This window comes from Pseudomonas sp. P5_B2 (genome assembly GCF_056400445.1).
Window position 1 is genome coordinate 1 of record NZ_JBFULH010000138.1, and the last position, 10,389, is coordinate 10,389.

General features: G+C 58.2%; 11 protein-coding genes and 2 pseudogenes. 5 read left to right on the top strand and 8 right to left on the bottom strand.

Annotated elements, in window-relative coordinates; all coding sequences use genetic code 11:
- Window positions 1–571 (bottom strand): exodeoxyribonuclease III (locus AC1DRJ_RS13350; protein WP_477802569.1); only part of this gene is annotated, 571 nt, incomplete at its 3' end.
- Window positions 572–653: 82 nt separating this feature from the next.
- Between AC1DRJ_RS13350 and pyrE the strand changes: the two genes are divergently transcribed.
- Window positions 654–1,298, top strand: coding sequence for an orotate phosphoribosyltransferase (pyrE, locus tag AC1DRJ_RS13355; RefSeq protein ID WP_007943124.1), 645 nt, complete (start codon window positions 654–656; stop codon window positions 1,296–1,298).
- Between the two features lie 166 nt (window positions 1,299–1,464).
- Here the strand turns inward: pyrE and argB are convergent, their stop codons facing one another.
- From argB to coaBC, 4 genes and pseudogenes are all read right to left on the bottom strand, one after another.
- Complete coding sequence (gene argB / locus AC1DRJ_RS13360) at window positions 1,465–2,370, bottom strand: acetylglutamate kinase (RefSeq protein ID WP_477802570.1); 906 nt, start codon at window positions 2,368–2,370, stop codon at window positions 1,465–1,467.
- 39 nt (window positions 2,371–2,409) lie between these two features.
- A pseudogene (locus AC1DRJ_RS13365) lies at window positions 2,410–3,786 on the bottom strand (phosphomannomutase/phosphoglucomutase); the annotation flags it as partial.
- Between the two features lie 335 nt (window positions 3,787–4,121).
- Window positions 4,122–4,577 carry a dUTP diphosphatase gene (gene dut / locus AC1DRJ_RS13370; RefSeq protein WP_477802571.1) on the bottom strand — a complete coding sequence of 152 codons (456 nt, stop codon included), beginning with the start codon at window positions 4,575–4,577 and terminating at the stop codon, window positions 4,122–4,124.
- A gap of 5 nt (window positions 4,578–4,582) precedes the next feature.
- Entirely contained in the window at window positions 4,583–5,791 is a 1,209-nt protein-coding gene (gene coaBC, locus AC1DRJ_RS13375; RefSeq protein ID WP_477802576.1) for a bifunctional phosphopantothenoylcysteine decarboxylase/phosphopantothenate--cysteine ligase CoaBC, read from the bottom strand.
- A 136-nt stretch (window positions 5,792–5,927) separates the two neighbouring features.
- On the opposite strand from coaBC, the gene radC reads away from it, so the two are divergent.
- The gene (gene radC / locus AC1DRJ_RS13380; RefSeq protein ID WP_477802572.1) at window positions 5,928–6,602 is read left to right on the top strand and encodes a RadC family protein; all 675 of its coding nucleotides are present in this window, start codon (window positions 5,928–5,930) and stop codon (window positions 6,600–6,602) included.
- A gap of 183 nt (window positions 6,603–6,785) precedes the next feature.
- On the opposite strand, the gene AC1DRJ_RS13385 is transcribed toward radC, so the two are convergent.
- Window positions 6,786–8,372: an ABC transporter substrate-binding protein gene (locus tag AC1DRJ_RS13385; RefSeq protein ID WP_477802573.1), complete on the bottom strand. Its 1,587-nt coding sequence runs from the start codon at window positions 8,370–8,372 to the stop codon at window positions 6,786–6,788.
- A gap of 445 nt (window positions 8,373–8,817) precedes the next feature.
- Between AC1DRJ_RS13385 and rpmB the strand changes: the two genes are divergently transcribed.
- Both rpmB and rpmG read left to right on the top strand, forming a co-directional pair.
- On the top strand, window positions 8,818–9,051 hold the full coding sequence (gene rpmB / locus AC1DRJ_RS13390; protein ID WP_007894701.1) for a 50S ribosomal protein L28: 234 nt from the start codon (window positions 8,818–8,820) through the stop codon (window positions 9,049–9,051).
- 11 nt (window positions 9,052–9,062) lie between these two features.
- Entirely contained in the window at window positions 9,063–9,218 is a 156-nt protein-coding gene (gene rpmG / locus AC1DRJ_RS13395) for a 50S ribosomal protein L33 (RefSeq protein WP_007894709.1), read from the top strand.
- 83 nt (window positions 9,219–9,301) lie between these two features.
- On the opposite strand, the gene AC1DRJ_RS13400 is transcribed toward rpmG, so the two are convergent.
- Window positions 9,302–9,553, bottom strand: coding sequence for a hypothetical protein (locus AC1DRJ_RS13400; protein WP_477802574.1), 252 nt, complete (start codon window positions 9,551–9,553; stop codon window positions 9,302–9,304).
- Between the two features lie 37 nt (window positions 9,554–9,590).
- On the bottom strand, window positions 9,591–9,953 hold the full coding sequence (locus AC1DRJ_RS13405) for a cupin domain-containing protein (RefSeq protein ID WP_477802575.1): 363 nt from the start codon (window positions 9,951–9,953) through the stop codon (window positions 9,591–9,593).
- A gap of 226 nt (window positions 9,954–10,179) precedes the next feature.
- On the opposite strand from AC1DRJ_RS13405, the pseudogene AC1DRJ_RS13410 reads away from it, so the two are divergent.
- Window positions 10,180–10,389, top strand: a pseudogene (locus tag AC1DRJ_RS13410) (aldehyde dehydrogenase PuuC); the annotation flags it as partial.

Sequence of the window (10,389 nt, forward strand, 5' to 3'; positions counted from 1 at the left end):
GGGCATCGACATAGCCCATATTGCCGACAATCTCGTCCATCCAGGCGCGCTCAGGCGCCAGGAAGCCCGGGGATTGCTGGCTGTCGCGCCAGTTCTTGATATCCAGCTTCTGTTGCGCCACGTACAGCGAGCCACAGTAAATGTACTCGCGACGTTTGCGTCGCTGTTTATCCAGATAACGGGCGAAGTCGTCCATTAGCTTGAACTTCTGGTTCAAGTCTTCATCGCCGTTCTGCCCCGAAGGGAGCAGCAAGGTCGCGATGCTGACCTTGTCGAAATCGGCTTGCAGGTAACGCCCGTAGCGATCGGCCGTCTCGAAGCCGAGACCGCTGATGACTGCCTTCGGTTGCAACCGCGAATACAAAGCCACGCCACCTTGGGCAGGAACTTCGGCTTCGCAGGCATAAAGGAAGTAGCCATCCAGTTGGAAGGCTGGATCGTCCAGTTCAAAGGCGGAGGCGCGGGTGTCCTGCAGGCAGATGACGTCGGCATTCTGTGCTTGCAGCCAACTGAGCAAACCACGCTCGACTGCAGCCTGAATACCATTGACGTTCACACTGATGATCCGCATAAATGGCCCCAAAAATCGCGTGCGTGTATGATACACGGCGTCAACCTAATTAGCTAAATCCGTGGTATTCGGGGTTTTTTTCATGCAAGCGTATCAGCGCGATTTTATTCGTTTTGCCATCGATCGCGGCGTTTTGCGCTTCGGTGAGTTCACCCTGAAGTCCGGGCGCACCAGCCCTTACTTCTTCAATGCCGGCCTGTTCAACACGGGCTCGGCCCTTGCACAGCTGGGTCGTTTCTACGCGGCAGCCATCGTCGAGAGCGGTATTTCGTTCGATGTATTGTTTGGCCCGGCCTACAAAGGCATCCCGTTGGCAGCGACCACCGCAGTGGCCTTGGCCGAACATCACGAGCGCGATCTGCCGTGGTGTTTCAACCGCAAGGAAGCCAAAGCCCACGGCGAAGGCGGCAGCCTTGTCGGCGCTCCGCTGACCGGCGATGTACTGATCATCGACGACGTGATCACCGCCGGCACCGCAATTCGTGAAGTGATGCAGATCATTGCCTCCCAGGACGGCGCCAAGGCCAAGGGCGTGCTGATCGCCCTGAACCGTCAGGAGCGTGGCAATGGTGAGTTGTCGGCGATCCAGGAAGTGGAGCGTGACTTCGGCATTCCGGTGATCAGCATCGTTTCGCTGAACCAGGTGCTCGAATTCCTGGCGGACGATCCGCAGCTCAAGCAGCATTTGCCAGCCGTAGAAGCCTACCGCGCCCAGTTCGGCGTTTAAGAACGCTCGCTTGTAGGAGCAAGGCTTGCCCGCGATTCATACGCCGCGGTGTAACAGATGCACCGCGTTATCGTTCATCGCGGGCAAGCCTTGTTCCTACAGGGATCGAGGCGCAAAAAAAGACCCCGTTCAGCCTGGCTGAACGGGGTCTTTTTGTGTGTGCTGCTTAAGGACGCTTGCGATTACTGATCAAAGTACCCACACCGGTATCGGTGAAGATTTCCAGCAGGATCGCATTCGGTACCCGACCATCAATGATCAACGAACTGCCAACGCCGCCCTGTACCGCTTCCAGCGCGCAACGAATCTTCGGCAGCATGCCGCCGTAGATGGTGCCGTCGGCGATCAGTTCGTCGACCTGTTGGGTCGTCAGGCCGGTCAGCACGGTGCCCGACTTGTCCATCAGCCCGGCGATGTTGGTCAGCAGCATCAGCTTTTCAGCKTTCAGTGCTTCGGCGACTTTACCGGCCACCAGGTCAGCGTTGATGTTGTACGACTCGCCGTTGGCGCCAACGCCGATTGGTGCGATCACCGGAATGAAGTCACCTTTGACCAGCAGGTTAAGCAAATCGGTGTTGATGCCGACCACTTCGCCAACATGTCCGATGTCGATGATTTCCGGCTGGGTCATCTCCGGGGTCTGGCGGGTGACGGTGAGCTTTTTCGCACGTATCAGCTCGGCGTCTTTACCGGTCAAACCGATGGCGCTGCCGCCGTGACGGTTGATCAGGTTGACGATGTCCTTGTTGACCTGGCCACCGAGGACCATTTCCACCACGTCCATGGTCTCGGCGTCAGTGACGCGCATGCCATCGACAAAGTGGCTCTCGATCGACAGACGCTTGAGCAGGTCGCCGATTTGCGGGCCGCCACCGTGAACGACTACCGGGTTAATGCCCACGGCTTTCATCAGCACGATGTCGCGGGCGAAGCCGGTTTTCAGCTCCTCGCTTTCCATCGCGTTGCCGCCGTATTTGATCACCAGCGTCTTGCCGACATAGCGGCGAATGTAAGGCAGCGCTTCGGACAGGACCTTGGCGGTGTTGGCGGCGGCTTCGCGTTCGAGGGTCATTCAGGGCTCCGGCACTTCAATAAAATGCGCTTCAATCAATCAAAACGGTAGTTGGAGGTCAGGTGCAACACGTTTCAGCTGGGTGTGGAACACGTCCTTGATGCGCTGCAATTCAGCCTCATCATCGGCCTCGAAACGCAGCACCARCACCGGTGTGGTGTTGGAGGCGCGCACCAGGCCCCAGCCTTTGGCATAGTCAACTCGCACGCCGTCGATGGTGGTCAGGTCAGCGCCTTCACCCCACGTCGCATCGTGCAGTGCATCAATGATGCTGAATTTGCTCTCTTCGGTCACATGGATATTGATTTCCGGCGTAGAAATATCGTTCGGGAAGGTCGCAAACAGCTCTTCCGCAGTGGATTTTTCCTTACTGAGGATCTCCAGCAGCCGCGCGGCGCTGTAAATACCGTCGTCGAAACCGAACCAGCGCTCCTTGAAGAAGATGTGCCCGCTCATTTCACCGGCCAAAAGCGCGCCGGATTGTTTCATTTTCTTTTTGATCAACGAGTGACCGGTCTTCCACATTAGCGGCCGACCGCCATATTCCTTGATCAGCGGAACCAGGCGACGGGTGCATTTGACGTCGAAGATGATTTCCGCGTCAGGGTTGCGCGCCACAACATCACGGGCAAACAGCATCAGCAAGCGGTCCGGGTAGACGATGCTGCCGGTGTTGGTCACGACGCCAACGCGGTCGCCGTCGCCGTCGAAGGCCAGGCCGATGTCGGCGTTGGTTTCCTTGACCTTGGCGATCAGGTCGACGAGGTTTTCTGGCTTGCCCGGGTCCGGGTGATGGTTCGGGAAATTGCCGTCGACTTCACAGAATAGCGGGATGACTTCGCAGTTCAGCGCTTCGATCAGTTGCGGGGCGATCACGCCGGCAGCACCGTTGCCGCAGTCGACCACGACTTTCAGGCGGCGAGCCAGTTTGATGTCCTGGACGATTTCGGTGTTGTAGCGGTCGAGGATTCCGACCTTGGTCACGCTGCCTTTGCCGCTGCTCAGGTTGTGGGTCTTGAGGCGTTCGTGCAGGGCCTGGATCTGTTCGTTGGCCAAGGTGTCGCCGGCGATGACGATCTTGAAGCCGTTGTAGTTCGACGGGTTGTGGCTGCCGGTGAGCATTACCCCGGATTTGCCGGCCAGTACGTTGGCGGCGTAGTACAGCGCCGGCGTTGGCACCAGGCCAACGTCGCTGACGTGGCAACCGGCATCGGCCAGGCCCTTGATCAGTTGCTCGACCAGTTCCGGGCCGGACAGACGACCATCGCGACCGACGGAAACGTTTGGCTCATCCTGCGCCAGGCTCTGCGCACCGATAGCACGACCAAGCCAGTAAGCGGTTTCAGCGTTCAAGAATTCCGGGACGGTACCGCGAATGTCGTAGGCACGAAAGATGCTGTCGGGGAACTTGGGTGCGACTTGGGCGGGGGTGTTCATCTGTAGGAATGCTCCATCTCGAAATTGACTGGACAGGCCTGCCTGGTACGCGTCGGCCGGCTCAAACTGAAGGGTATGACGGCGATTTCCACAGAGAGTTCGTGGTGCGAAAAGGCCATGCCACCGGGATTAACGGGAATTGGGTCGCCCAATGCCTTGATTTTCAGTGGTTAACCATCCAGATGAACTTTGTAATTCATTGCAAAACCTGTGGGAGCGAGCCTGCTCGCGATAGCGGACTGTCAGACAACATCTGTGTGAATGAGCCGCCGTCATCGCGAGCAGGTCGCACCGTCGCTCCCACAATGAAATCATCAATGGCTGCCGGAATGCCCGAAACCGCCTGTGCCGCGCTGGGTTTCGACGAATTCTTCGACCATCTCGAAATGCGCCTGAACCACCGGCACCAGCACCAGTTGAGCCAGACGCTCACCGACGACCATGGTGAAATCGGTCTGGCCGCGGTTCCAGCAGGACACCATCAGCGGGCCCTGGTAGTCGGAGTCGATCAAACCGACCAGGTTGCCCAGCACGATACCGTGCTTATGACCCAGGCCGGAGCGCGGCAGAATCAGCGCGGCCAAACCCGGATCGCCGATGTAGACCGACAGGCCGGTCGGGATCAACACGGTTTCACCCGGCTTGATGACGATGTCTTTTTCCAGCATGGCACGCAGGTCAAGGCCGGCGGAGCCTGGTGTGGCGTATTGCGGCAACGGGAAATCGGTACCGATGCGGGGGTCGAGGATCTTGGCTTGCAAAGCGTGCATGTAAATTAAACCTGGTTCAGACGTTCGGCGATAAAAGTGATCAGCTGGCGAGCAATCTTGCTCTTGCTGGTCTGGGCGAAGAGTGTGGCGTGAAGCTCACGGTCGATCACGCTGCAGGCGTTTTCTTCGCTGTTGAAACCAATACTTGGGTTTGCGACGTCGTTGGCGACGATCAAATCGAGGTTCTTGTCTTTCAACTTGCGGGCAGCGTAGTCGAGCAGGTGTTCGGTTTCGGCGGCGAAACCGACACTGAACGGACGGTCGGGGCGCGTGGCGATGGTGGCCAGGATGTCCGGGTTGCGCACCATCTGTAGCAACAAGCCGTCGCCGTTCGTAGGGTCTTTCTTGAGTTTCTGTGGGGCGACGACTTCTGGGCGGTAGTCCGCGACTGCTGCCGAGGCGATAAACAGATCACAAGGGATAGCGGCTTCGCAGGCGGCGAGCATGTCGCGGGCACTGACCACATCGATGCGCGTGACGCGATCCGGTGTTGGCAGGTGCACCGGGCCGGTGATCAGGGTCACGCGGGCACCGGCTTCTACCGCTGCTTCGGCCAGGGCGAAACCCATTTTCCCGGAGCTGTGGTTGGTGATGTAACGCACCGGGTCGATGTTTTCCTGGGTCGGCCCGGCGGTGATCAGCACGTGTTTGCCGGTCAGCGCCTGGCGCTGGAAGCAGTCCGCCGCGCACTGGGTGAGATCGACGGCTTCGAGCATGCGCCCCAGGCCAACGTCGCCGCAGGCCTGGCTACCGGAGGCCGGGCCGAAGGCTTTGATGTCACGGCTTTCGAGGGTTTGCAGGTTGGCCTGGGTCGCGGGGTCGCGCCACATGGCCTGGTTCATCGCCGGCGCAACAGCGACCACAGCGTCGGTGGCCAGCACCAGCGTGGTCAGCAGGTCGTCGGCAATGCCCTGAGCCAGACGGGCAATCAGGTCCGCGGTGGCGGGGGCGATCAGCACCATGTCGGCCCATTTAGCCAGCTCGATGTGGCCCATGGCAGCTTCTGCCGCCGGGTCCAGCAGGTCGAGGTGAACCGGGTGCCCGGACAAAGCCTGCATGGTCAGCGGGGTGATGAACTCGCTGCCGCCACGGGTCATGACCACGCGCACTTCGGCGCCCTGGTCGATCAGGCGGCGAACCAGGTCGGCACTCTTGTAGGCAGCAATGCCGCCGCCGACGCCCAGAACGATGCGTTTCCGATACAGCCGCTGCATAGGTCTGCCTTTCATTTCGTTGATGACTGCATGGCGAGACCCCCTCCCCAGGGATGAAATCGCCAGCAAAAAAGATGGGCTACGATATCACAGCGACCGCTACGGAACAGCGGGGCTCACATACCAGGGAGGAGCTATGAGTATTCGTGATTGGCCGGCGGCGGAACGGCCGCGGGAGAGGTTGCTGGAGTTGGGGGCGGCAAGTCTTTCAGATGCCGAATTGCTGGCGATTTTTTTACGGACCGGTGTGTCGGGTAAAAGCGCAGTAGACCTGGCTCGACACCTGTTGAATCAGTTTGGCAGCCTGCGTTCATTGCTTGAGGCTGATCAGGTAGCGTTCAGCAGGCAGCTGGGGCTCGGGCCAGCGAAATTCGCTCAGTTGCAAGCGGCGCAAGAGATGGGCCGGCGGCATTTGGCCGAGCGTGCACGCCAAAAATCAGCGTTGGAAAATCCCCAAGCCGTTCGGGATTACCTGAAATCGATGTTGCGCCACGAGCCCCACGAAGTGTTCGGCTGTCTGTTTTTGGATTCCAAACATCAAGTGCTGTCCTTTGAAGTGCTGTTTCGCGGCTCCATCGACAACGCCAGCGTCTATCCGCGCCAAGTGGTCAAGCGCGCTCTGGCCCACAACGCCGCAGCGTTGATCCTCTGTCATAACCATCCGTCGGGCAACTCCGACCCGAGTCAGGCGGATCGTCTGCTGACCAAGCGTCTGCAAGAGGCATTGGGCCTGATCGATGTGCGGGTGCTTGACCATTTCATCATCGGGGATGGCGATCCGCTGTCCATGGCCGAATACGGCTGGATGTAGGAGGGCGGGGAGTCAAGCTAGTCCCTGTGGGAGCGGGCCCGTGGCGAGGGGGCTTGCCCCCGTTGGGCTGCGAAGCAGCCCCAAAATCTCTGATGCCCCAATGATCTTGTGAGTGCTACGCACTCAAACGGGGCGATGCGTCGTTCCGACAAGCCCCCTCCCACAGGTTTTGTGGCGAACCTTTTACTTGAGGTTGACCTTGGAGTAGTCCTGACGGCCGAACGGGCTGACTGCATACCCGTCGACATCCTTGCGCGTCAGCGCGAACGCCGTCGGGTGCGCCAGCGGCAGCCACAGCGCCTGCTGCTGGATCTGTGCCTGGGCCTGTTCATAGAGCTTGGTGCGCACACCTTGCTCGCCAGTGGTCTTGCCGGCACTGATCAACTTGTCCAGGTCCTGATTGCAATAACGGGCGAAGTTGGTGCCGGATTTGACCGCTGCGCAGGAAAACTGCGGCGTGAGGAAGTTGTCCGGGTCGCCGTTGTCGCCGGCCCAGCCCATGAACAGCAGGTCATGTTCGCCGGCCTTGGCGCGGCGGATCAGTTCGCCCCACTCGATGACACGGATTTCGGCCTGAATGCCGATTTGTGCGAGATCGGACTGCAACAGTTGGGCGCCAAGGCTCGGGTTGGGGTTCAGCGTGCTGCCGGAAGGGCGGGTCCAGATGGTGGTCTGAAAGCCATCCTTCAGGCCGGCCTTGGCCATCAATGCCTTTGCCTTCTCAACGTCGTGCGGGTAACCCGGCAAGCTTTTGTCGTAGCTCCAGGTGTTCGGTGGGTACGGGCCTTTGGCGGGTTCGGCGGTGTCTTCGAACACGGCTTTGACGTAATTGGCCTTGTCAAAGGCGAGGTTGATCGCCTGGCGCACTTCCGGCTTGTCCAGCGGTGGATGCTGGCTGTTGATACCGACGAAAGCGGTCATGAAAGCGTCGGTCTTTTCCACTTTCAGTGCCGGCTCTTTCAGAGCTTCCTGTACGTCCAGAGGCTTGGGCGACAGGGCGATCTGGCACTCGTTGCGGCGCAATTTCTGCAAGCGAACGTTGGCGTCCGGGGTGATCGCGAAGATCAGTGGGTCCACCGAGGGCTTGCCGCCGAAGTAGTCCGGGTTGGCCTTGTAGCGAATCGACGCGTCTTTCTGGAAGCGCGTGAACACGAAGGGGCCGGTGCCGATTGGCTGGCTGTTGAGTTTTTCCGCAGTACCGGCCTTCATCAGCTTGTCGGCGTACTCTGCGGAATAGATCGAGGCGAACCCCATGCTCAGGGTGGCCAGGAATGTCGAATCCGGGTGGTCGAGGGTGAAACGTACGGTCATCGGGTCCAGCGCGTCGATCTTCTTGATCAGTGTGGGCAATTGCATCGATTGCGCATGCGGGAAGCCGCTTTGGACGACTTTGTGCCACGGGTTGGCCGGGTCGAGCATGCGCTCGAAGCTTAAAATCACGTCTTCGGCGGTCAGATCGCGCGTCGGGCTGAAGTACTCGGTGCGGTGGAATTTCACCTGTGGATGCAGTTTGAACACGTACGTCAGGCCGTCGGGCGAGACTTCCCAGCTGTCCGCGAGGCTGGCCACCACTTTGCCGCTGGCGGTGTCAAAGTCCACCAGACGGTTCATCAGCACGTCGGCGGAGGCGTTGGTGGTGGTCAGCGAGTTGTATTGCACTACGTCGAACCCTTCAGGGCTGGCCTCGGTACAGACAGTCAGGGCCGCGGCCATGGCCTGTGGGCCCAGCAGCAATGGGGCGAGCAAGAGGGGAAGGGCAGCGAGGCGCATGGTCGGATTCCTTTACAGATMGAAGGCCCATCTGCAAGTGCAGTCTGGAAAAGGCTTACCCTAGTAGTCTCTTTTGCAAATGACTATCCCCTTTTTCATTTTAGGGGGAGTATGTGCGATTGTTTTCAGTGGCACGGGCTGAAAAAAATCCTGAATCGGCGGGTTGGCCGATTCTCTGCGACGAATGGTCTTCATCAACGATAGCCTTTATCCAAGGCACTCGTGGCCCGAAAAGCGGGGTTTTTATTAAGTCTGTGCACACGGAATGTTGTTGATCTCCAGTCTTTCTGGTATAAAGCAGCGCTCTTTTCTAGGGGCCCGGTTCCTTCACTGTAGGTGTAGCCGGTAAGACCTCTAAAGAAACGCGGCGCCTGGCGCCAAATGACTGAGAGATTAAGCGGCCAACCCATGCCGGGTTGGGCATGTGGTTTTAGAGGGCTGAGGCATGTCGAGAGTATGTCAAGTTACCGGTAAGGGTCCGGTGACTGGGAATAACATTTCCCACGCAAACAACAAAACCCGTCGTCGTTTCCTGCCGAACCTGCAGCATCACCGCTTTTGGGTTGAAGAAGAGAAACGTTTCGTGCGTCTGCGCGTATCTGCCAAAGGCATGCGTATCATCGACAAGCGTGGCATCACTGTCGTGCTGGCCGAAATCCGCAAAGCCGGCAAGATCTAAGGGAGCTAATCATGCGTGAATTGATTCGTTTGATTTCGAGCGCCGGTACTGGTCACTTCTACACTACCGACAAGAACAAGCGTACTACTCCGGACAAAATCGAGATCAAGAAATTTGATCCGGTTGTTCGCAAGCACGTGATCTACAAAGAAGGCAAAATCAAGTAATTGATTTTTCTCTCTTACGAAAAAGGCCCGTATCGCGAGATACGGGCCTTTTTTGTTGCCTCGATGACTAATCTGTCAAGCTTTTAGCCAAAGATGAACGAGACAATAGCGCCTGCCCCGTTGCCTTGGATTTTGATCCGTTCGGGATTGAGATCAAGGGGCATCGGTTCGTCTACACCGACCACGCACGTGCGGCCGGTCAGTTCGGCAATGTAGGGTTTGACGCTGCGTACATAGCGGCTGCCCACCAAATGTTGAATGTGCTGCAGAACCTGATCATTGGTCATCATCTTAAATCCTTTTGATTGAGTGAAATATCCTTCGGTATCACTCAATACTCCACCCMTGCAAAACATTCGGTGCGGTACATAGTTATTTTTTCTGTTCAAACGCCACATAGATCTTGCGGCACGGCTCTAGCACTTCCCAAGTGCCCTGGAACCCGGCCGGAATCACAAAGCGGTCACCCGCGCGCAGGGTTTTACTGTTGCCGTCGTTGTCACGCAGCACTGAAACCCCCTGCACGATCTCGCAGTACTCGTGCTCGGTGAAATTCACGGTCCATTGCCCGATTTCGCCTTCCCAAACGCCAGCATTCAATTGCCCGCACGGGCTGTTGTAATGGTTGTACACCGCTTGTTCGGGATCGCCCTTGAGGACTTTCACCGGGTCCGGCCGATAGCGCTCGGGCGCGGTGGTGGCCTGGCTGAAGTCGACGACATCCTGGATATTCATTGTTGTAATTTCCCGTGATTGCCTGAAAAGACCAAAGTCTATGTTTATTAAAATGAACATCGCAAGGCCGTTTGACGGGCTTATGTCAAATATATTGAAACTTCACCTGCCGCTGGTTTAGGGTGACAGTTGCCTTGGGCCGAAAAGCAGGCTGGCCGGGCAGAATTCCTGACAGCGCCCGCGAAGACCGCGCAGCGTTCGTATTCAATAAGAGGAGGACACTCGAATGACCACCCTGACTCGTGCTGACTGGGAACAACGGGCTCGCGATCTGAAGATCGAAGGCCGCGCCTACATCAATGGTGAATACACCGATGCTGTCTCCGCCGAGACCTTCGAGTGCATCAGTCCGGTCGATGGTCGTCTGCTGGGCAAGATTGCCAGCTGTGACGCCGCCGACGCCCAGCGCGCTGTTGAAAACGCCCGCGCCACCTTC